The sequence below is a fragment of the Arcobacter sp. CECT 8985 genome (assembly GCF_004116495.1).
Lineage (GTDB): Bacteria > Campylobacterota > Campylobacteria > Campylobacterales > Arcobacteraceae > Malaciobacter.
In genome coordinates this window covers 42,972-65,905 of record NZ_PDKC01000005.1, presented here as the reverse complement: position 1 = coordinate 65,905, position 22,934 = coordinate 42,972, and the positions used below count along the sequence as shown (strand labels likewise).

Here is a 22,934-nt window from a genome sequence, read left to right as displayed (position 1 = left end):
TTTTTTCAATCTTTATATTGTAAAATTTGTAAAATTTATAAAAAGAGAAAAGATTGAAGCAGTATTTAATAACTGACCCAAAGTATTACTCAGATAATGTTATACTTTTCAGAAAAAATCTAACTAAAGTTTTAACTAAACATAATATTGATATTGCATGTTTTAGAGATAAACAATCTACAAACTACAAAGAATTAGCAAAAATATTTATTGAGGTATGCAAGGAATTTGAAATACCAATTACATTGATTAACTCACATATAAAATTAGCAAAACAGTTAAATGCAACAGGTGTTCACTTAACTTCTACTCAATTTGATAATATCAAAGAAGCAAAAGAAAATGATCTTTATACAATAATTTCTTGCCACAGTTATAGTGATATTGAAAAAGCACAAAAGCTACATGCAAACTGCGTAACATATTCTCCTATTTTTGAAGTTAAAAATAAACCTGAGGCAAAAGGTGTACAAAAATTAAAAGAAGCAATAAGAGTTTTTGAAGATATAGATATTATTGCACTAGGTGGAATTATAAATGAAGAACAAGTAAAAAAAATAGAGCATGCAAAACCATATGGCTTTGCTTCAATTAGATATTTTATATAACCTTTTTCAAAATAAATTCTGTAGGTTTTAAATATAATAAATAACCTTTGACTTTTGATGTTTGCATTATATCTTTTATTGCATCAACATAATTTGTCACTTGAACTTCGTGTTCAATCATTTGCTCTTTAGTAGTTTTATAATCAAAAATATAATACTCATCACCTTTTTGTACAAAAAGATCAATAATTTTAATTTCTTGATTGTATATTATTGATTGTTCACTTGTAAATGATGCACTATTTATTAACTGTTGAAATTGCTTATTTTGTAACATTAAGCTAATTCTATACTCTATTTTTTCAAAATCTTCTTCATTTAAATATAAAGAATATTTAAATCTTGCAAAATCAATTGATTTTTTTAAACTTGATTTATCAAAACTTGCTAACATTTCTAAACAATAATGTGTTGCTAAACCAAAATATCTATTATAAAGTGAATCAGAATAATCTTTTTCATCATCTTCATCTTTTTTAATAATATTATCTTGTTTACCTAAATTCAAAGGTGTATAATCAATTTTATCTACTTTGTCATAATTAATTGATTTATTTGAACTTGGAATAATTGAACCAATTATTAAACTATTTACTCCTAGTATATCAAAAACAGAGCTTTTTTGTTTTTTAAAGATTATAAGATTCTTTTTTGCTCTTGTTATAGCAACATATAAAATATTTAATTCATCATCATAAGTTAATATTTTTTCTTTTTTTAAAGCATTTTTATAATTTAGATTATAATGTTCCAAATCCTTAATTTTATAATAAATATTTTTTAAAAAGACCTCATCATATTCAAAAAGAAGAGAACTCTTATCAGCATTTTTTCTTTTAATTCTATCTAATAGTAACACTGTATGAAATTCTAACCCTTTTGATTTGAAAATAGTTAATATTTGTAATCCAACTTGTTCACTATTTTGCATTGCAGCTTCAAGTTTATCTATTTCAAATACAAAATCAACTACTGTTTCAAAACTATAACTTTCCTCAATAAGTTTAACTACATTTTCATCCATAATATTTAATGTTGTAGCGATTGTTTTTATTAATTCTTGTATACTGTTTTTATATAAATCAACTTTAATATCTAAAGGGCTTAAGGGTTCTTTCCCTATTATTGCATTTACACTCTCTTTGTATATATCTTCTTTGAAATATAGATATTTAATCATATTGATTAAAGCTTTTACATTCTCTTGATTGATTAATTTAGATGTCATTTCCGTTGTTATTTTTAAATTTGGAAATTTTTCTGTCAAATATGAATATAAAGATAAAACATCTGAATTTGTATAAGTTAATATTGCAATTTCATTACTATTTACTCCATTTTGAAGTAGTGTTGCTATTTTTGAAGCTATATTTTTAAACTTATCATTTTCTTCACTTAAAGCTTCATCTTCCATAACTTCAACATATCCATCTTTATTTATTGATAATTGATCATGATATTCATAATTTGGCAAAGGAGTATATAGTGAGTTAACATAATTAACAATATTTTCACAAGATCTATAGTTTGTATTTAATACCTCAACTTCAATTAAAGGATTACTTTTAGACACATAATCAAATAACTCTCTTTTTCCACCTCTAAATCTATAAATTGATTGTTTTGTATCACCAACATAGAAAAATGACTTAAATTTTTCATTACTTCCTGATAATATTTCTTCAATTAGTGGTTGCAAAATTCTATATTGAAGTAAAGATGTATCTTGAAACTCATCAATTAAAATATGAGAATATTTTGAATCTAGTCTAAAGTATAAAAACTCTTTATCAATTTTTGTAGATAATAGTTCGTATACTAAATTTGAAATATCATTAAATTCTAGATAATTTTTAATTTTATTATACGATATTTTAAATGCTTTAAAAGTATGAAATAGTTCAAAAAGCTTATTTAAAGAGTAAGCACTTCTTAACTTATAATATTTTTCTAATTCTTCTTTTAATTTTAAAAAATGTGCATTCATCACATCATCTGCAAATTTTTTAAAATAACTGTATTCATGTACACTATCTTTTGTAAGCCATGTTCTTCCTAATAAATCATCAAATGTTTCAAAATCAACTGCTTTTTTTGCAGAATTAGATGCAATATCAGTATTTAGAACTATCTGCTTAATTTTAAATGCATGCTTTAAAGCTTCTTGTTTTTGTAGTGGAATAAGTTCTGATTGAACATTGACAACATCAATATCTTCATTTTTTTCCAACAATAATTTAAATAAATCAAATAAAGAGTTAAATTTTTTATTCTCATACCAAGAGAATTCTATTAATTTCTCAAATTTTTCTAAATCAAGTGATTGTAAAAATTTGTAACTTAAGGTATCAATGTCATCTTCTTTTATATCAAAATCATCACTAATACCTACATATCCACAAAACTCTCTTAATATTTTGTTTACAAATTTATCAATTGTAAAAATAGATAATGTTGCATTCACAAACTTTTTTATTAATTGATGTTTTTTACCTAAGATTTGCTCTTTTGAAAAACCTGACTGAACTTGAATTGCATTTAAATATGCTTCATCATCCCCTAAAGTTTGCAGTGTTTTATAAATTCTTTCACTCATTTCATTTGCAGCTTTATTTGTAAAGGTAAGTGTTAAAATTTCACTAGGATTTGCATCTTTTAATAAAAGAGTTATATATCGTACTGTAAGTGCAAAGGTTTTTCCACTACCTGCACTGGCTTTTAATGCTAAAAATTGTTTCATAAGTTAATAATACAAAAGAATTATTAAAATTTGCAATATTATCAAATTTAAGATTTGCTTATTTTATTTTTTTAATGTTATTATTGTGTTACTATTAAGGTTAAAAAATTTGGGGAATCATATATGCAAACTAAAAATAAAATCATATTTCTAGTAATCTTTATAACTTTTTCAATGTTTGTATTGTTAATTGTAAATTTAATTTACAACTTTAGAGATTATGGAGTAAAAAACATTGATGACAAAGCTCATGTACTAGCAAAAACAATAGAACACTCCTTAACTTCCCAAATGGTTACAGGAGTTATTGAAAACAGAGAACTATTTTTAAGCCAATTAGAAGATCTTCCTAATATTGATAAAATCTGGTTAAGTAGAGGCAAAGATGTAGTTGATATGTTTGGTATTGGATTTAATAATGAAATAGCAAGAGATGAAATAGATAAAGAGGTCCTAAAAACTGGAAAATTAAAAAGAGTAATAAGTGAAAATGTCTTTTCTAAAAGTCATTATAGAATCACAATTCCATATAATGCAACTTCCCATGGCAAAATTAATTGTATGCAATGCCATACAAATGCAAAAGAGGGAGATACATTAGGTGCAATAACTATTACTATGTCTATTGATGATTCAAAAGAAGTAGGTATTACTACTGTTGCACATACTGCAGTAATTGCACTTGTACTTATGATAATTATTATATTTTTAATTAATATGCTTATTTCACCATTTTTAAATGTTTTTGATGAGATAAAAAAAGTTATGAGGAAAGCTCAAGATGGTGATTATTCTCAAAGAGTTGATAATCCAGAAGGTAAAGAATCAAAAGATGTAGCTTCATGGATTAATAGTCTTTTAGAAAAATTAGAAAATTCATTAGATGCAATGGACTCTAAAATATCTGTTTTCTTAACAGAAAATAGTAAAGATGAAAAAGATCATTTAATAAATGTAAAAAATACTGTTGATAGATTATCAGATGTTTATAAATTTAGAAAAACAATTGAGTATGATGATACATTAGAAGAGGTTTATTCTAGACTTGCTCAAGTATTTAAAGAAAAACTAGGATTAACTAATTTTAACTTTTTTGAATCAGATACAATTCATAATAAAATAACAGCTGTGTATGTAGAAAAAGAGCTTTATTGTGATATATTAGAAAAAGGATGCAGAGCTGATAGAACAAATACAGTAATTGATTCCACACAATTTAAAAATGTTTGTACAATTTGTAGCAAATGCAATGATATAAACTATTTTTGTATTCCATATTCAATATCAAATGAAGTAGACTTAGTTGTATCAATTTACACACAAACAGAAGAAGAGACTAAAAGAGTAAGAGAATTAATTCCATATATCAAAGATTATATTGACACAGCAAAAACAGTAATTGTGAGTAAAAAATTGATGAATATATTAGAATTAAATGCAAGAACTGATCCATTAACTGGTCTTTATAATAGGAAGTATTTAGAAGATTCTATTTCTAAAATTGTTGCACAAGCAAATAGAGCTAATATTCCATATGGTATTTTAATGGTAGATATTGACTTATTCAAAAAAGTAAATGATACTTATGGCCATGATGTTGGAGATAATGCAATAAAAATAGTAGCAGAAACATTAAATGAAAACTGTAGAGAATCTGATATTGTTATAAGATATGGAGGAGAAGAGTTTATTGTTTTACTATATAATTGTGATAAAGATTCAGTAAATGAATTAGCACACAAAATAAAAGAGGCTTTTGCCCTTAAAAAAATTCCTGCAGGAAATACTACAATTTCAAAAACAATGAGTATAGGAACAAGTATGTTCCCATATGATTCTGATAATGTAAAAGATTGTATAAAATATGCAGACCTTGCTTTATATGAAGCAAAAGAGACAGGAAGAAATAAAGTTATTGCTTTTAATAAAGAACTATTACAGAAGTAGAGTTTCTACTTCTTCACCTATTAAGCATCTTTTAGATATAATTTTTACCTTAAAATAATCTAGGGAAATATTATGCATAAAAAACAACATAAAGTTCAAGTGTTGCTTGATGCGATACCTCATATTAAAAAATTTTATGGAAAAACTATAGTAATTAAATATGGTGGTTCAGCTCAAACTAGTCCTGACTTACAAGAAAAATTTGCAGAAGATATAGTATTATTAAAACTTGTAGGTATGAATCCAATTATTGTTCATGGTGGAGGAGCAAGAATATCTGATCTTTTAGAAAAGCTAGGTATTCCAACGGAATTTGTTAATGGACATAGAGTTACAAGTCAAGAGACTATGAGAATTGTTGAGATGGTTTTAAGTGGAGATATTAATAAAAATATCACATCATTATTAAATCACCATGGGGCAAAAGCCATTGGGATTTCAGGTAAAGATTCATCAATAATAAATGCAAAACCTAAAGAAGATGGAAAATTTGGTTATACAGGTGTTGTAACAAATGTTAATGGAGAGTTAATTAATAATCTTGTAAAACAAGGATATATTCCAGTAATTGCTCCTATTGCAGATAGCCTAAAACCAAATCACCCAGGATTTAATATCAATGCAGATGTTGCAGCAAGTAAAGTAGCAATTGCCGTAAATGCACAAAAAGTTCTTTTTTTAACAGACACAAAAGGTGTATTAAATAAAGAAGGGAATTTATTAAACTCGCTTGATAAAGAAGATGTTCAAAATCTAAAAGATGATGGAACTATTGCTGGAGGTATGATACCAAAAGTTGATTCTTGTATTGATGCAATCTATAATGGAGTAAATAAAGCTCATATTATTGACGGAAGAGTGGAACACTCAATTTTACTTGAACTATTTACAAGTGATGGAGTAGGAACACAATTTCTTAGGAAAGATGGGAAAAACAATAATATAGACATAGAAAAATTATTAAAAGAAATTTAGAGGGAAATTTAATGAATTTTATAGAAACAAGAGGAAATGATGGTATAAAACCCAAAGAAGTTAGTTTCAGTGAAGCAATTTTAAATCCAAGCGCTTCATTTGGTGGATTATATGTTCCAAAAGAGTTACCAAAGTTAGAAGATAATTTTATACAAAAACATTTAGATAAAAATTATAAAAAACTTGCATACGATATATTAAAAGCATTTGAAATAGATATTAGTGATGAAGATATTGACAATGCATTAAAATTGTATGATAATTTTGATAATTCTGAAAATCCATGCCCAGTAGTAAAAGTAAAAGAAGATTTATTTGTGCATGAACAATATCATGGTCCAACAAGGGCATTTAAAGACATGGCTTTACAACCATTTGGTTCTATTTTAAGTTCAATTGCAAAAAAAAGAGATGAAAAATATTTAATATTAGCTGCAACAAGTGGTGATACAGGTCCAGCTGCACTTAATACATTTAAAAATAAAGAAAATATAAAAATTGCTTGTATGTATCCAGATGGAGGGACATCTGATGTTCAAAGATTACAAATGGTATGTGAAGATGGAGATAATCAAAAAGTAATTGGAATAAAAGGTAATTTTGATGATGCTCAAACTGCACTAAAAAAATTATTAAGTTCTCAAACATTTAAAAAAGAACTTGAAAATGATGGCATAAAATTAAGTGCTGCAAACTCAGTAAACTTTGGAAGAATTATATTTCAAATTATATATCACTTTCATTCATACTTAGAATTAATTAGACAAAATGAAATAAAAAATAATGAAAAAATCTATTTAGTAGTTCCAAGTGGAAACTTTGGAAATGTTCTAGGTGCTTTTTATGCTAAAAAGATGGGATTACCTATAGAAAAACTTTTAGTTGCATCTAATGAAAACAATATTTTAACAGAGTGGATAAACACTGGTGTTTATGATATAAGAGATAAAGAATTAATTCTTACAAAATCTCCTGCTATGGATATTTTAAAATCATCTAATATTGAAAGAGTAATGTATGATTTATTTGGCGAAAAAAGAACTAAAGAATTATTTGATGATTTAGCATCAAATAACATGTTTAAATTATCTGAAAATGAAAGAAACTTATTACAAACTGAATTTTCAGCAATAAATTCAGATGATAAATATGGAGCAATAAAAATAAAAGAGTTTTTAGATGAAGGTTACCTTATGGACCCACATACAGCAACTTGTCTAAAAGCATATGAACACTTAAAAGAAAAAGATTTAAAAACTGTTATTTATTCAACTGCAGAATGGACAAAATTTTCTCCAACAGTTTTAAATGCATTAAAACAAAACAATGAAAAATATGCAGATAAAGATGCTTTAGATGAAATATCTAAAAAATACAATGCTAAACTTCCTGCAAATATAAAAAACTTATTTACTTCAAAAATTATACACAAAACAATTATTAATAAAGAAAATATAGAAGAAGAAATTGTAAAATTTATTAGAGAGAATTAATCTCTCTAATAAATATTTTTACTCTATCTTGTGTATTTTTTTCTCATAAAGTGACATAAAAGTTATTTGAATTGACATATGTCATAACAATTTAAGAAAATTCTCAATATAATAGTTAGATTTTATTTTAAAATAAGGAAGTTATATGTCTAACGAAACAAATAGACGAGATTTTCTTGGTTATACATTTGCTGCAGTTGCTGCAGTTGGTGGAGCTGCCTCTTTAGTTGGTATGAAAAGAGCGTGGGATCCACTTCCAAGTGTATTATCTAGCGGATTTACTGAATTTGATTTAAGTACAGTAAAAGCTGGTGAACCAAGTACAATCGTATGGAGAGGAAAACCCGTATTTGTACTAAAAAAAACTGCTGATATGGAATCTAATAAAAGAGATTTAGTAATTAATAATGATAGATATACAATAGCTATTGGATTATGTACACACTTAGGATGTATCCCTGCATGGAAAAAGACAAAATGGAAATGTCCATGTCACGGTGGTGAATTTAATGCTAGTGGAGAAGAGATTTTTGGTCCACCACCAAGACCACTTGACTTACCTCCATTTAGTCTTAAAGGCACAAAAATTGTTCTAGGTGAAGATGGTCCTGAATATAAGAAAATCGCTGCTGCGATGAAGGCATAAGGAGTTAAGCAATGGCAAAATTTACTAAAGCAAACTCTGTTGGTGAGTGGTTAGATCAAAGATTAAATACTACTACACTAAACAAAGTATTAATGACTGAGTATTGGATTCCAAAAGATATTAACTTCTTATGGGCAATGGGTGTTTTACTTGCTGCTACATTTGGTATTTTAGTAATTTCAGGAATTTTTTTAATGATGTATTACAAACCAGATGTTAATTTAGCATTTGATTCTGTAAACTATACAATTATGCAAGAAGTTGCATATGGTTGGCTATTTAGACATATGCATGGTGTTGCCGCATCAGTAGTATTTTTAATTATTTATATACATATGTTTACTGGTATTTACTATGGTTCTTATAAACAAGGTAGAGAAATGATTTGGATTTCTGGTATGTTACTATTTGTTGTATTTAGTGCTGCTGGATTCTCTGGATATATGTTACCATGGGGACAAATGTCTTACTGGGCTGCAATGGTTATTACAAACCTTTTTGGTGGTATTCCATTCATCGGTGATTCATTAGTTATTTGGATTAGAGGTGACTTTAACGTTGCAGATGCTACATTAACAAGATTTTTTATGTTACATGTTTTCTTATTACCTATTGTTATAATGGCATTAATTGCAGTACACTTTTATTCACTAAGAGTTCCACATGTTAATAATCAAAATTCTGAAGAAATTGATTTTGATGCAGAAGCTGAAAAATATTTAAGTGGTAATAAAAAAGAATCAAAAGTTATTCCTTTCTGGCCAGTATTTATCTCTAAAGATTTAGCTGTTCTTGGGATTTTCTTAATTTTCTATTTTTACTTAGTATTCTTCCACTTTGATTTTGCTATGGATCCAGTAAACTTTGATCCAGCAGATAATATGGCAACTCCTGCACATATTTATCCTGAGTGGTATTTCTTATGGTCATACGAAGTATTAAGAGGTTTCTTCTTTGATATTGGTCCTATGAAAGCCTTTGATATTGGTCTTGCTGCATTTGGTTTTGCAAATGCTATTTTCCTATTATTACCATTCTTAGATAGAGACACAGAAATTTTACCAGCACATAAAAGACCTGGTTTCTTTATATGGTTCTGGATATTAATGGCTGATTTAATTGTATTAACTATTTGGGGTAAATTACCTCCAACAGGTGCTAATGCATGGGTTGGATTTGTAGCTGCTACGCTATTTATCTTACTATTTATTTTATTACCAGTTATTACAAAACTTGATGCTAAAAAGAGAGGTGCATAATGAGAGAATTAAAAATATTAGCAGTAGTAGTTGTATTAACATTAATTACTTACTGGGGTGTTGAACCATTTGCTCATTCACAAATGCATCCTCATGTGGATCCAGCAAACTATAATTTTGAACAAGCTGATAAAGTAAGTGCAAAAGAAAAAGTTGAAGAGAAAAAAGAAGCTTTAGAAAAAGCTGAAGCTGAAGCTAAAAAAACTGGAAATGAAAAAGTTACGCATCTTCCAAAAAAAGAGTATGATGCTGCAGTAAAATTTCAAAAAAGAATTGATTCTTTTTGGGAATCAAATAATGCAACATTAAAACTTAAAGGTAATGCAACTAATGGTGCAACACTAGTACAATCAAACTGTACTGCTTGTCACTCAATCAAATCTCAGGGATTCCCTCAGGTAATGGATGATGCAAGTTCAGCTGCTGCATATGGTGTAGTACCACCAGATTTAAGTACTTCTGGTAAACTATACACTAAAGATTATTTAGTAGCATTTATTAAAGAACCTACATTAGGTCAAAAAGTTTCTCATAAATTTGTTGATGGAAGAGTTCATCCAATGCCTTCTTATTCTTGGATGCAACCACAAGATATTGCAGATATGGTAGCATATTTACAATCAATTGCTCCAGATAAAATGACAGATAAACAAGTGTTCCAAGATGCTTGTCAAAGATGTCATGGTATAAAATATGGTGACATGAAAGGCGGAACAATGTCTGCTCATACTCCTGCTGAAAATATTAAAGCATATATGGGGAAAGTTCCACCAGATTTATCACAATACATTAGAAGTAGAGGAGCAAAATATTTACATGAATTTATTAATGATCCTCAAAAACACTTAGAAGGTACAGCAATGCCTAGAGTTGGTTTATCTAAAGCTTCTGAAGAGAAAGTAATTTCTTATTTAGAAAAAGTTGGTGACTCTAAAAAAGCACAAAGAGAAGAATTAGGACCTAAATTCCTAATCTACTTAGTAATTTTTGCTATCTTTGCTTGGTTATGGAAAGCTAGTAAATGGAGAGATATTCATTAAGAACTTTTCTTTAAAAATATAAAAAAGGAGGTTAATTTTTAACCTCCTTTTTTTATATCTACTGCTACTTTTTGAAAACTTATTTTTCATTCAAATAATATAATAACTAATTTTAATAATCTTAATTATTTTTTAATAATTAAAATTGTAATATTTTTGCAACTTATATTAAAGGAATTAAATGAGATTAGGGAAATTATTACTTTTATCAGCATTAATTGTAACACTATCAAATGCGCAAGATATTATGCAAAAATCAATGGCAACAATGGAAAAAGGAATGAGTCAAATTCAACAAGGCTTTTTAAATAATAACATTAAACTAATTGATAATGGAACTAAACTTGTAAAAAAAGGAAATAAACTTTTTTCAAATAAAGAAATTATAGAAAAATATCTACCTGCAAATAAAAAACACATGATTAATGTAGCAGAATACACTGCAAAGAGAATTTCATTAGATATAACTGTTCTTCAATTAAATCTTGAAAATAAAGCCTTTTTAAATGCAGCAAATGCATACTCTGATATTTTAAATGCCTGTTCTAGATGTCACTCGATAGTTAGAAATTGGTAAAAGATTTAAAAGATAAACAAAAGTTTATCTTTTAAATTAATATTTTAGAAGCAACAGCAGATACAGCTGTTTGTGATTTTAAAATTAATGGTGTTGAAAAACCTACTATTTTTTGATCATTAAAGTTTTCAACCTCAGCTTTAGAAAAACCACCTTCACAACCAATAATTACTGTTTTTATTTCATCTTTGTAATCATCAACTCTTTTATTTGAAAAATTAATCATATATGAGTCTGGATTTAAAGATATAAACTCATCTAAACTTTTACAAATATGAAGATCTATAATTGAACTTCGTCCACATTGCTGAGAAGAATTAATTAATATTTTCTGCATCTTTTCAAAATTTAATTTAAAATTCTTTTGAGAATAGTCACTTGGAATAAATGTTATAGTTTTTACTCCAAGTTCATTTAAATAAGGTAACTCTTTTTCAACTGTTTTAGGATCAACAAGACACCAACCAATATGTAATTGTTTTTTAACATCAATAATTTTTTCTTCAAAAGATTTAAGTTTTAAAATAGCACTTCTTTTATCTATAGAAAAAATTTCATAATAGTAAATATTCTTATCTATTAAATTTCTAAATGCTAAAATATCCCCTACTTTATGTCTTCTTGCTTTTATTATATGTTTGTAGTTATCATTTTCAATTTTTAATACTTCATCTTTTGCAAGATTATCATATGTAAATTGCATCTACAATACCTTTACTAGTAAAAATACAAAAATTAAAACAAATGCTTCAATCATATATATTTTTTTTGCATAAGTTCGAAATTCTTCTTGAAGTCTATTATCTTCTGCTTTAATAACTCTCATTTTTTTATATCTTTTTATTTCAATAACTAATAAAAAAATCGAAGCTGGTATCATTATTATAACTTTTAAACTAAAAGAGTGAGCATATGCTGCAATAATTGCTCCACTATACATTATAATAGCATTTGTTAAATGATACAAAGGAGTCATAAACTTTAATCTTTTTGCTAATTTGATAAAATTTGTTACTGTAATTACACTGTATAAATTAAATATCATTATAATTATAAATAAATAAATTGCATATATATGAGCAGTTAATGCTTCTTGCATAATTTCCATGTTTATCTCACTTTTAAAAAATTTTGGTATTATAGCAAACTTGTCATAAGGTATTAGTAAAGGAAATTGATGGCTTTAAATATTAAAGATACATTAAATATTATAGAAAAATTAAATCCAAAATTGGACTTTGAAATCATTCCAATTGAGCAAAGTATTAATAGGATTAGTGCCCAAGATTTATATGCAGATTTTGCACTTCCAAAATTTGATAACTCAGCAATGGATGGTTATGCAATAAGATTTGATGATAGGAATAACCAGTTAAATATTATAGATACAGTTTTTGCAGGTGATAACACAAATATATTTTTAAAACAAAACACTTGTGCAAAAATAATGACTGGAGCGAAAGTTCCATCAAATACAACAGCTATAATACCAAAAGAAGAGACAAAACAACTAGAAAAAAATAAAATTGAAATTTTAGATAAAACAAAAGTAAAAGAGTTTCAACATATTAAATTTATTGGTGAAGATATAAGTTTAAATGAGCATTTAATAAAAACAGGTGAAAGAGTTAATTTTTCTAAAATCACCCTACTTTCTTCACAAGGTATTTCACATATAAAAGTATATAAAAGACCTAAAATTGCTGTTTTTGCATCGGGAGAAGAGTTAAAGCTTCATTATGAAAAAATTGAAGATTATCAAATATATAACTCAAATACTCCAACTTTTATTGCAAGAGCTAAAGAGTTAGGCTGCGAAGTTACATTTATGGGACAAGCAAAGGATAGTGTTGAAGCAATCAAAGAGCTAATAAATAACTCTTTAAATGCAGATTTAATTGTAACATCTGGTGGGGTTAGTGTTGGTGATGCTGACTTTACAAAAGAGGCATTTCAAACATTAGATTTTCAAACAATTATTGATGGTATTTATATAAAACCAGGAAAACCTACAATTTTTGGAAAAATAAAAAATACATATATTTTGAACCTTCCAGGAAATCCTTTAGCATCTTCTTTAATTTTTGAATTATTTGGAAAACTAATTGTTCAAAAATTAATAGGTTCAAAAAACTTACATCATAATTTTATTTTAGGTAAATTATCAAAAGATCTTAAAATAAAAAAAGGAAGAGTTACTATTATTCCAGGAATGTTTGATGGTGAATACTTTGAAGTAATTGAAAAAAGAAGTCCAGGGATGGTAAATGTACTATGCAAAGCAAATAGTATGATTGTTTTAGATGATACAGTTGATAAATTACCTAAAGATTATATGCTAAAAATCTTGCCAATAAATTGGAAATTTTTTACAAATAAGAAAAAGGATTTTATAACAAAATGAAAAAAGCAGTTTGTATATTAAGTGGAGGTATGGACTCTACGTTAGCATCTTATATTGCAAAAAATGAAGGCTATGAAATTATTGCACTTCATTTCAATTATGGACAAAGAACAGAAAAAAGAGAATTAAAAGCATTTAGAGATATTTGTGAAGATTTAGAAATTAAAGAAAAATATGAAATTGATATCCCATTTTTTACTCAAATAGGAGCAAGTGCATTAACAGATAAAAGTATTGATGTACCAGTAGATGGAGTTGAAGATGGTGTTCCTGTAACATATGTTCCATTTAGAAATGGTATTTTCTTATCAATTGCAGCTGCAATTGCAGAAAAAGAAAATGCAAGTGCTCTTTATATAGGTGTTGTAGAAGAAGATAGTTCAGGATATCCTGACTGTACAGATGAATTTATAAAATCTATAAATAGTACAATAAATACAGGAACTAAAAAAACAACAAATATAGAAATAAAAACTCCACTTGTTCATTTAATGAAAAGTGAAATTGTCTTAAAAGCATTAGAATTAAATGTTCCATTAGAACTTACTTGGTCTTGCTATAAAGAAGAAGAGCAAGCTTGTGGAGTATGTGATAGCTGTAGATTAAGATTAAATGGTTTTGAAAAAGCAAATAGTAAAGACAAAATACCATATAAGGTAAAATAATGCATTGGAAAATTTCAAAAGAGTTTGATTTTTGTTATGGTCATAGAGTATGGTCACAAACATTAAATACTGATTTTTCTTTAGATGGATGTTTAAAATGTAGGCATCTACATGGACATCAAGGGAAAATATTAGTCTACTTACAAGCAGATAAATTAAAAGATGGTATGGTAACAGACTTTAAACATCTTAATTGGTTTAAAGCTTTTATTGATAATGTTCTTGATCACAAGTTTATTTTAGATATTAACGACCCATTATTTGATACTCTTTTACCTAAAGTAAAAAAAGAAGAATTAATAAAACATAAGCAAGGTTATTATTTAGTAAATTTAAAAAATTTCACTAAAGAAGAAATTCATATAAAAGAGTTATATGAAGGTTATGTTTTAGTTGATTTTGTTCCAACTAGTGAAAACCTATCAGCTTGGTTTTTATCTATTGTTCAAGAAAAAATGACGGATTTAGGAATAAAAGTATCTCATATTGAATTTTTAGAAACACCAAAAAGTAAGAGTACTTTTTATGCTTGAAGTAAATGAAATTTTTGGTCCAACAATACAAGGAGAAGGTAAAAGAGTTGGAACTTCTTCTGTATTTATTAGATTTGGGAAATGTAATTTTAGATGTGAAGGCTTTGCAGTTGAATACGAAACTCCAAGTGGAGTGAAAAAGTGTGCATGTGATTCATATTATGCAGTTGATCCTGCATTTAAAGATCAATGGCATACTTTTGTAAATGCAAGTGATTTAATAAAAGAAGTAGAAAAATATCTTCCTTCTTATAAATGTGATATTGTAATTACAGGTGGAGAACCACTTCTTTATTGGAAGAATAAAGAGTTTCAAAAATTACTTAAATATTATGTAGAGAATGAATATAAAGTAACAATTGAAACAAATGCTTCATTAAATATTGAAATTGTTGAAAAGTATCAAAAAGAAATACTTTTTTCTATGAGTGTAAAATTAAGTAACTCACTTGAACCTTTAAAAAAAAGAGTAAATATAAAAACTTTAACAAATATAATTGAAAATTGTGAAGACAAATATCTAAAATTTGTAATCAATAAAGATTTTTTAAATAATGCGAAAAAAGAAATTGAAGATATTTTAGTTCAAATTCCAAAAGTTGAAGTATATTTAATGCCAATGGGTGACAATGCCAAACAAATGCAAGAAAATAGTGAAGCTGTAATAAATTTAGCTTTAAAAAACGGTTTTAAATATTGTGACAGATTACACATTAGAGTATGGGATAATAAAAGAGGTGTTTAATCAATTTTTATATCCATAGTTTTTTATTTATAAAAATGGTGATATAATTGCAAAAGATGTAAAAGATTTAGATTTTCATCACATCAACAAAACATATAAACAAAGGATTTAAATGAAATTTAGTGGTAAAAATGTATTAGTTACTGGTGCTAGTAGAGGTATTGGAGCACAAATAGCTAAAACATTAGCAACACATGGTTTAAAAGTATGGATAAACTATAGAAGCGGAGCAGATGCAGCAATAAAAATCAAAGAAGAGATTGAAAATGCTGGTGGTTGCGCTGCTGTAATTAAAGCTGATGTAACTTCTGAAGAAGAGTTTACAGCTGCAATAAAAACTGTCGTTGATGCAGATGGAGAACTTTCATACTTAGTAAACAATGCAGGAATAACAAAAGACAAATTAGCATTAAGAATGTCAGTTGATGATTTTACAGATGTACTTAGTGCAAATTTAACTTCTGCTTTTATTGGATGTAAAAGTGCATTGAAAGTTATGGGTAAAAAAAGATTTGGCTCAGTTGTAAATATTTCTTCTATAGTTGGAGAGATGGGAAATCCTGGTCAAACTAACTATTCTGCTTCAAAAGGTGGATTAAATGCAATGACTAAATCTTTTGCAAAAGAAGCAGCAGCTAGAGGAATTAGATATAATGCTGTTACTCCTGGTTTTATTCAAACTGATATGACAGATGAGTTAAAAGATGAGATAAAAGCTGAATATGAAAAAAATATTCCGTTAAGTAGATTTGGTCAACCAAGTGAAATTGCTGACGCAGTAGCATTTTTACTTAGTGATTACTCTTCATATATTACAGGTGAAATATTAAAAGTAAACGGTGGATTATACGTTTAATATTTTCTAAAAAATCGGTTTAAAAGATTTTTTAAAATCTTTTTGGCTATAATACGATGATAATTTTATAAAAGGAAAAAATATGGCATTATTAGATGATGTAAAAGAAGTAGTAGTAGAGCAACTTGATTGTGATATTGCAGAAATTAAAGAAGATTCTAAATTTATTGAGGATTTAGGTGCAGACTCTTTAGACGTAGTTGAATTAGTTATGGCTTTAGAAGAAAAATTTGATATCGAAATCCCTGATGAAGATGCAGAAGGTATCCAAACGGTTGCTGATGCTATCAAATACATCGAAGAGCACGCATAATTTTAACTTTTAGAATAAAAAGCTAGTCTCTAGCTTTTTATTTAAAATATTAAGTTTTTTATTTAGAAAAATTGAATATTTTAAATAAATTGATTTTAATACAAGAAACGGAGCATAATTAATGAGAAGAGTTGTTGTAACTGGTTTAGGTACTATTAATTCTATAGGACATAATGTAGAGGATTCATTTAAAGCAGTAGTAGACGGAGTATGTGGTATTGATACTATAAGTCTATTCGATGCTTCTGAATATCCTGTACAAATCGCAGCAGAGGTTAAAAACTTTGATCCAACAGAAGTAATGGATAAAAAAGATGTTAAAAAAGCTGATAGATTTATTCAATTAGGTATAAAAGCAGCTAATGAAGCTATGAAAGATGCAAAATTCATAGATGATAATAATAAAAAAGTTGATGACTCTATATCAGAAAGATTTGGAATTATATCTGCTTCAGGTATTGGTGGATTAGGAACAATTGAGAAAAACTCTGTTGTTTGTTATAATAGAGGTCCAAGAAAAATTTCTCCTTTCTTTATTCCATCTTCGTTAGTTAATATGTTAGGTGGATTTATTTCAATTGAACATGGATTAAGAGGTCCAAGTTTATCTCATGTTACTGCTTGTGCAGCCTCTACTCATGCACTTGCTGATGGCGTTAAAACTATTTTAACTGGTGGTGCAGATAGAATTTTAGTAGTTGGTGCAGAAAGTGCTATTTGTGGTGCTGGTGTTGGTGGTTTTGCATCAATGAAAGCATTATCTACTAGAAATGATGATCCTAAAAAAGCTTCTAGACCATTTGATAAAGATAGAGATGGATTTGTAATGGGAGAAGGAGCTGGTGCTTTAGTTCTTGAAACATTAGAAGCAGCACAAGAAAGAGGTGCAAAAATTTATGCTGAAGTTATTGGATTTGGTGAAAGTGCAGATGCAAATCATATTACTGCGCCAGTAGTTGATGGTCCATTAAGAGCAATGAAAGCAGCACTTTCTATGGCAAAAGCAAATGCTGGTGAAGATCTTAAAATTGATTATATAAATGCTCATGGAACTTCAACTCCTGTTGGAGATGGTAATGAAGTTAAAGCTATTAAAGAATTATTTGATAATGAAATACCTCTTGTTTCTTCAACTAAAGGACAAGTTGGTCACTGCTTAGGTGCAGCAGGTGCAATTGAAGCAATTTTTACAATTAAAGCACTAAATGAAGGTATAATTCCTCCAACTATTAACCTTGAAAATACTGATGAAAACTGCGATTTAGATTTTATTCCTTTAAAAGGAAGAGAAACTCAATTAACTACTGTTATGAGTAATAATTTTGGATTTGGTGGAACTAACGGTTCTGTTATATTCAAAAAGATTTAATACTAACTTACAATCTTAAAAGAGGAGTTTCTCCTCTTTGAAAAAAGGAAAATTTTGGCAACTTACTTAGATTTTGAAAACAAGATAAAACAAATTGAAGAAGACATCTTAGTTGCAAAAAGCCGTTCAGATGATCATGCTGTTGAAATACTAGAAAAAAAACTTGAAAAAGAAGTTGAAAAAACTTTTAAAAATTTAAATGATTATCAAAAACTTCAACTTGCAAGACATCCAGATAGACCATACGCTTTAGATTATATAAGAGGTTTATTAACTGATGCATATGAAATTCATGGGGATAGACATTATGTAGATGATAATGCAATCGTTTGTTTTTTAGGCTATATAGGTCAACAAAAAGTGATGGTTATTGGTGAGCAAAAAGGTAGAGGTACAAAAAATAAGCTAAAAAGAAACTTCGGTATGCCAAGTCCAGAAGGATATAGAAAAGCTTTAAGATGTGCTAAAATGGCAGAAAAATTTGATATTCCAATTTTAATGCTAGTTGACACTCCAGGTGCGTACCCAGGTATTGGTGCAGAAGAGAGAAATCAAAGTGAAGCTATTGCTAAAAATTTATATGAATTCTCTAATTTAAAAACACCTACGATATCTGTTGTAATTGGAGAAGGTGGTTCTGGTGGTGCACTTGCGATTTCAGTTGCTGATAAACTTGCAATGATGAGATATTCTGTTTATGCAGTAATTTCACCAGAAGGCTGTGCAGCAATTTTATGGAATGATCCATCACATGCTGAAACTGCAGCTAATTCACTTAAAATTACAGCGGAAGCTTTAAAAAACCTAGAATTAATTGATGATGTAATTAATGAACCATTAATTGGTGCACATAAAAGAAAAGAGATTGCAATTCAAGCTTTAGGTGATTATTTTTTAAATTCATTAAAAGAATTAAAAGAATTAAGTGTTGAAGAAAGACTTAATAAAAGATATGAAAAACTAATGAATCTAGGAAAATTTGAAAGTGATAAAAAGTAGGAAAACTACTTTTTATTTCCTACTAATCTACCCACATATTCCCCTGCTAATAAATGAAAATGTAAATGAGGAACTTCTTGTCCTCCATGCTCTTTAATATTTGTAATTAATCTATAACCATCTTCTCTTACATTTAATTTTTGTGCAACTTCATGAATGAATTTTGTCATATTTGCCATTAGTTCTGGTTGGATATCATCAAAAGATTCATAATGTTTTTTTGGTATTATTAAAGCATGAATTTTTGCTGCTGGGTTAATATCATAAAATGATAAAAACTCTTCATTTTCCAGTATTGTATTATTAGGTATTTCACCATTTACAATTTTACAAAATATACACATATTAATTCCTTTATTTTTTATGATTTTATTATAACCAAACTCTAATAAATTATTATGTATAATCCCAACAAATTAGACGATGAATATACAACAGGAGAATATTAAGTGAAAGAATGGATAGAAAAAATTACTAATGCCAATTCACTTGAAGAATTAGAATCTTTAAGAGTTGAAATACTTGGGAAAAAAGGTGTTTTAACAGCAGAATTCGCAAAACTAAAAACAATCCCAAATGAAGAAAAAAAAGCTTTCGCTCAAAATTTAAACGAGCAAAAGATTGCTATAACAGAAGCTATTGACAATAAAAAAGTTGTGCTTGAAGAAGATGCACTAAATAAAAAACTAGAAGCAGAGAAAATAGATGTAACAAGATTTAATAATGAAGTTTCTTCAGCTGCAGTACATCCAGTGATTGATACTATGGATAGAATTATTACATATTTTCAAAACCTAAACTTTGCAGTTGAAGAAGGTCCACTTGTTGAAGATGACTTTCATAATTTTGAAGCTTTAAATTTACCAAAATACCACCCTGCAAGAGATATGCAAGATACTTTTTATAATAAAGATTTTACTGTATTAAGAACTCATACTTCTCCTGTACAAATTAGAACAATGTTAAACCAAAAGCCACCAATTAGAATGATAGCACCTGGTACTGTATTTAGAAGAGATTTTGATTTAACTCATACTCCAATGTTCCATCAAGTTGAAGGATTAGTTGTTGATAGTGAAGATAAAGTATCATTCGCAAATTTAAAACATGTACTTGTCGAATTTTTACAACATATGTTTGGAGATGTAGAAGTTAGATTTAGACCATCTTTCTTCCCATTTACAGAACCAAGTGCAGAAGTTGATATTTCATGTGTATTCTGTAAAGGTGAAGGTTGTAGAGTTTGTTCACATACAGGTTGGTTAGAAGTACTTGGATGTGGTGTTGTAGATCCAAATGTATTTAAAGCTGTAGGATATGAAAATGTATCTGGTTATGCTTTTGGTTTAGGTGTAGAAAGATTTGCCATGTTAATTCATAACATTGGTGATTTAAGATCTTTATTTGAAAGTGATTTAAAATTATTAGGACAGTTTAAATGATAGTTACAAGAAAATGGTTAGAAGAATTTATTGATATTTCAAAAATTTCAACTGATGATATTTGCAAAACGTTAAATGCAATTGGATTAGAAGTTGATAGTTTAAAAAAAGTAAGAATTGCGCCTAAAGTTGTAGTTGGAAAAGTATTAGAAAAAGAAAAACACCCAGATGCAGATAAATTAAATATTTGTCAAGTTGATATTGGAAGCGAAACTGTACAAATCGTATGTGGAGCTAAAAACGTTGATGCGGGACAATATGTACCTGTTGCAACTGTTGGTTGTAAATTAAGTAAAGATTTTAAAATAAAAAAAGCAAAACTAAGAGGTGTAGAATCAATTGGTATGATTTGCTCTTCAACTGAATTAGGTCTTGCAAAATTAAATGATGGAATATTAGAGCTTGATAACTCAATTGGGGAGTTAGTTGTAGGTAAAGAATTAAATGAATATTCGTTATTAAATGATGATATTATTGAAATTGAATTAACAGCAAATAGAGGAGATTGTCTAAGTATAAATGGAGTGGCAAGAGAACTAAGTGCATTTTACAATCTTCCTATAATAAAAAAAGAAAAAAAATTACAAAATAAAGAAGTTGGTATTGGCCAATTTTTAGAAGTTGAATGCGATAGCGCAGTTGATAGTTCACTTATTTTTAAAGCAATTGATTTTTCAAATTTTAAACTTCCTGTTTTATATAAAATTAGAGTTGGAATAATAGATAAATTTGAAGAAAATGATATAAGTGATGCTATAGCTTACTCTATTCACTCTCATGGTGTTATTTTAAATGCATATGCAAATGAAGATGCAGATAAATTAAATGATTTATCAGTAATTCATGTAAAAAAAGACAAAGATGGTTTTGATAATGTATATGGAAAAGAACTATTAAGTACAGTTTGTGTTGAGCACAAAAAACTTGAGAATATAAATGATACTATATTTATTATTGAAGCTTCATATATAAATCCAGAAAAACTTTCAAAAAAAGTTTTTGAAACAAAAAGAAAAACAGCAGATATTTATTATAAAACATCAAGAGGAAGCGAACCAAACATCAAAGCTGGAATTGATAATTTTACTACATTTATTTCTAAATATGGAGCAAAAGTTTATAATGGTTCTGAAGCATTTGTAGAAGATATTCAACCAAAATATTTAGATATTAATATTAATAAAATTAACTCATTAATTGGTCAAGAAATTGAAAAAGCTGAAATTGAAAATATTTTAAATGCTTTAGGATTTGGAGTTAAAGAGGGATTAAATGATGTATTCTCTATTCAAATTCCTTGTCATAGACATGATATTAAAAATATGGCTGATGTAACAGAAGAGATAGTAAGAATAGTTGGTATTGATAATATTAAAGCAAAACCACTAGCTATTCAAGAAGTTAATAGATTCAATCAAACAGCTATTAATTTAATCAAGAAAAATAAGATTAGAAGAAAAGCAATTGAAAATGGTTTCTTTGAAACATTGAGTTATGTATTTACAAATAAAGAAAATTTACAAAAATATGGTTTTAAAGTTGTAAAAGAAGAGTTAGATATATTAAATCCAATTGTAAATGAATTAAATACTTTAAGAACAACTATTCTTTTAAACTTAGTTGAGGCTTGTTCAAATAACTTTAAACAAGGTATAAAAAGAGCTTCTTTTTATGAAATTGGAAAAGTTATAGATGAAAATCGAAATGAAAGTACAAAAATATCATTTATACATAGTGGTGCAAAAGAGCAAGAATCAGTAAACAATGCAGGGAAACCTGAAAATGTTGATTTTTTTGATTTTGCAAAAAGAGTATTAAACTCTGTTGGAAAATTTGATTTAGAACCAATGTCAAATATTGATAATAAATTTATTCATCCATATCAAAATGCGAATGTAATTATTGATGGAAAAAATGTAGGTTATATTTGTAAACTTCATCCAAGTGTTGCAAATGAATTTGATTTACCAGATACATTTTTAGCTGAAATTGATTTTGAATTAATAAAAGATGAATTAGTAAAAGTTCATTCAACATCTAAATTTCAATCATCAAGAAAAGATTTAAGTATTATTGCACCAAAAGATATGCCATTTTCAAAAATTAAAAAAGCTATAAATGCAATTAATGATAAAAATATCAAGCAATATAATTTAATTGATATTTATAGTGATGAAAAACTAGAAAATAATGAGAGTTTAACAATTAGATTTATTCTTCAAAATGATGAAAAAACATTAGAAGAAGATGATATTACAGCAACAATGAATAAAATATTAGAAAAACTTGATTCTGAACTTGGTATTGGATTAAGATAAAAGGT

23 protein-coding genes are annotated in these 22,934 nt (G+C 27.3%); 18 read left to right on the top strand and 5 right to left on the bottom strand.

All coding sequences use genetic code 11. The features are described from left to right. The first annotated feature begins 53 nt into the window (after positions 1 to 53). Entirely contained in the window at positions 54 to 608 is a 555-nt protein-coding gene (locus CRU93_RS03945; protein ID WP_129102886.1) for a thiamine phosphate synthase, read from the top strand. Here the strand turns inward: CRU93_RS03945 and CRU93_RS03940 are convergent. Then, positions 601 to 3,348 carry a RecB-like helicase gene (locus CRU93_RS03940; protein ID WP_129102885.1) on the bottom strand — a complete coding sequence of 916 codons (2,748 nt, stop codon included), beginning with the start codon at positions 3,346 to 3,348 and terminating at the stop codon, positions 601 to 603. The two genes, CRU93_RS03945 and CRU93_RS03940, sit on opposite strands and share 8 nt — an antisense overlap. Positions 3,349 to 3,471: 123 nt before the next feature. Between CRU93_RS03940 and CRU93_RS03935 the strand changes: the two genes are divergently transcribed. From CRU93_RS03935 to CRU93_RS03905, 7 genes are all read left to right on the top strand, one after another. Then, positions 3,472 to 5,295 carry a GGDEF domain-containing protein gene (locus CRU93_RS03935; RefSeq protein ID WP_129102884.1) on the top strand — a complete coding sequence of 608 codons (1,824 nt, stop codon included), beginning with the start codon at positions 3,472 to 3,474 and terminating at the stop codon, positions 5,293 to 5,295. A gap of 72 nt (positions 5,296 to 5,367) precedes the next feature. Beyond that, entirely contained in the window at positions 5,368 to 6,270 is a 903-nt protein-coding gene (argB, locus tag CRU93_RS03930; RefSeq protein WP_129102883.1) for an acetylglutamate kinase, read from the top strand. Positions 6,271 to 6,281: 11 nt separating this feature from the next. After that, on the top strand, positions 6,282 to 7,763 hold the full coding sequence (thrC, locus tag CRU93_RS03925) for a threonine synthase (protein ID WP_129102882.1): 1,482 nt from the start codon (positions 6,282 to 6,284) through the stop codon (positions 7,761 to 7,763). 145 nt (positions 7,764 to 7,908) lie between these two features. Continuing rightward, a complete protein-coding gene (locus tag CRU93_RS03920) occupies positions 7,909 to 8,409 on the top strand; it encodes a Rieske 2Fe-2S domain-containing protein (protein ID WP_129102881.1) in 501 nt (166 codons plus the stop codon). Positions 8,410 to 8,420: 11 nt separating this feature from the next. After that, positions 8,421 to 9,668, top strand: coding sequence for a cytochrome bc complex cytochrome b subunit (locus CRU93_RS03915; RefSeq protein WP_129102880.1), 1,248 nt, complete (start codon positions 8,421 to 8,423; stop codon positions 9,666 to 9,668). After that, entirely contained in the window at positions 9,668 to 10,708 is a 1,041-nt protein-coding gene (locus CRU93_RS03910) for a c-type cytochrome (protein WP_129102879.1), read from the top strand. Before CRU93_RS03915 ends, CRU93_RS03910 begins: the two co-directional genes overlap by 1 nt. 181 nt (positions 10,709 to 10,889) lie before the next feature. Next, positions 10,890 to 11,285: a hypothetical protein gene (locus tag CRU93_RS03905; RefSeq protein ID WP_129102878.1), complete on the top strand. Its 396-nt coding sequence runs from the start codon at positions 10,890 to 10,892 to the stop codon at positions 11,283 to 11,285. 31 nt (positions 11,286 to 11,316) lie between these two features. On the opposite strand, the gene CRU93_RS03900 is transcribed toward CRU93_RS03905, so the two are convergent. Together CRU93_RS03900 and CRU93_RS03895 are read right to left on the bottom strand one after the other, a co-directional pair. Continuing rightward, on the bottom strand, positions 11,317 to 11,988 hold the full coding sequence (locus CRU93_RS03900) for a 16S rRNA (uracil(1498)-N(3))-methyltransferase (RefSeq protein ID WP_129102877.1): 672 nt from the start codon (positions 11,986 to 11,988) through the stop codon (positions 11,317 to 11,319). Further along, positions 11,989 to 12,393 carry a hypothetical protein gene (locus CRU93_RS03895; protein WP_129102876.1) on the bottom strand — a complete coding sequence of 135 codons (405 nt, stop codon included), beginning with the start codon at positions 12,391 to 12,393 and terminating at the stop codon, positions 11,989 to 11,991. Between the two features lie 69 nt (positions 12,394 to 12,462). Here CRU93_RS03895 and CRU93_RS03890 point away from each other — a divergent pair, with 69 nt between their 5' ends. From CRU93_RS03890 to fabG, 5 genes are all read left to right on the top strand, one after another. Next, entirely contained in the window at positions 12,463 to 13,689 is a 1,227-nt protein-coding gene (locus CRU93_RS03890) for a molybdopterin molybdotransferase MoeA (RefSeq protein ID WP_129102875.1), read from the top strand. After that, positions 13,686 to 14,354, top strand: a complete 669-nt coding sequence (gene queC, locus CRU93_RS03885) for a 7-cyano-7-deazaguanine synthase QueC (RefSeq protein WP_129102874.1) — start codon at positions 13,686 to 13,688, stop codon at positions 14,352 to 14,354. Before CRU93_RS03890 ends, queC begins: the two co-directional genes overlap by 4 nt. Continuing rightward, on the top strand, positions 14,354 to 14,887 hold the full coding sequence (locus CRU93_RS03880) for a 6-carboxytetrahydropterin synthase (protein WP_129102873.1): 534 nt from the start codon (positions 14,354 to 14,356) through the stop codon (positions 14,885 to 14,887). Before queC ends, CRU93_RS03880 begins: the two co-directional genes overlap by 1 nt. Then, a complete protein-coding gene (locus CRU93_RS03875) occupies positions 14,880 to 15,632 on the top strand; it encodes a 7-carboxy-7-deazaguanine synthase QueE (protein ID WP_129102872.1) in 753 nt (250 codons plus the stop codon). Before CRU93_RS03880 ends, CRU93_RS03875 begins: the two co-directional genes overlap by 8 nt. A 112-nt stretch (positions 15,633 to 15,744) precedes the next feature. Then, on the top strand, positions 15,745 to 16,488 hold the full coding sequence (fabG, locus tag CRU93_RS03870) for a 3-oxoacyl-ACP reductase FabG (RefSeq protein WP_129102871.1): 744 nt from the start codon (positions 15,745 to 15,747) through the stop codon (positions 16,486 to 16,488). A gap of 6 nt (positions 16,489 to 16,494) precedes the next feature. Here the strand turns inward: fabG and CRU93_RS14405 are convergent, their stop codons facing one another. Next, positions 16,495 to 16,626, bottom strand: a complete 132-nt coding sequence (locus CRU93_RS14405) for a hypothetical protein (RefSeq protein WP_375153642.1) — start codon at positions 16,624 to 16,626, stop codon at positions 16,495 to 16,497. Between CRU93_RS14405 and acpP the strand changes: the two genes are divergently transcribed. The 3 genes from acpP to accA all read left to right on the top strand — a co-directional run bounded on the left by acpP (position 16,571) and on the right by accA (position 19,169). Next, positions 16,571 to 16,801, top strand: coding sequence for an acyl carrier protein (acpP, locus tag CRU93_RS03865; protein WP_079578278.1), 231 nt, complete (start codon positions 16,571 to 16,573; stop codon positions 16,799 to 16,801). The genes CRU93_RS14405 and acpP overlap by 56 nt on opposite strands. Before the next feature lie 121 nt (positions 16,802 to 16,922). Further along, complete coding sequence (locus CRU93_RS03860) at positions 16,923 to 18,170, top strand: beta-ketoacyl-ACP synthase II (protein WP_129102870.1); 1,248 nt, start codon at positions 16,923 to 16,925, stop codon at positions 18,168 to 18,170. 54 nt (positions 18,171 to 18,224) lie between these two features. Next, complete coding sequence (gene accA, locus CRU93_RS03855) at positions 18,225 to 19,169, top strand: acetyl-CoA carboxylase carboxyl transferase subunit alpha (RefSeq protein WP_129102869.1); 945 nt, start codon at positions 18,225 to 18,227, stop codon at positions 19,167 to 19,169. A gap of 5 nt (positions 19,170 to 19,174) precedes the next feature. Here the strand turns inward: accA and CRU93_RS03850 are convergent, their stop codons facing one another. Beyond that, complete coding sequence (locus CRU93_RS03850) at positions 19,175 to 19,513, bottom strand: histidine triad nucleotide-binding protein (protein WP_129102868.1); 339 nt, start codon at positions 19,511 to 19,513, stop codon at positions 19,175 to 19,177. 105 nt (positions 19,514 to 19,618) lie between these two features. Between CRU93_RS03850 and pheS the strand changes: the two genes are divergently transcribed. Continuing rightward, a complete protein-coding gene (gene pheS / locus CRU93_RS03845; protein WP_129102867.1) occupies positions 19,619 to 20,611 on the top strand; it encodes a phenylalanine--tRNA ligase subunit alpha in 993 nt (330 codons plus the stop codon). Beyond that, positions 20,608 to 22,929 carry a phenylalanine--tRNA ligase subunit beta gene (pheT, locus tag CRU93_RS03840; RefSeq protein ID WP_129102866.1) on the top strand — a complete coding sequence of 774 codons (2,322 nt, stop codon included), beginning with the start codon at positions 20,608 to 20,610 and terminating at the stop codon, positions 22,927 to 22,929. Before pheS ends, pheT begins: the two co-directional genes overlap by 4 nt. Positions 22,930 to 22,934 lie beyond the last annotated feature (5 nt).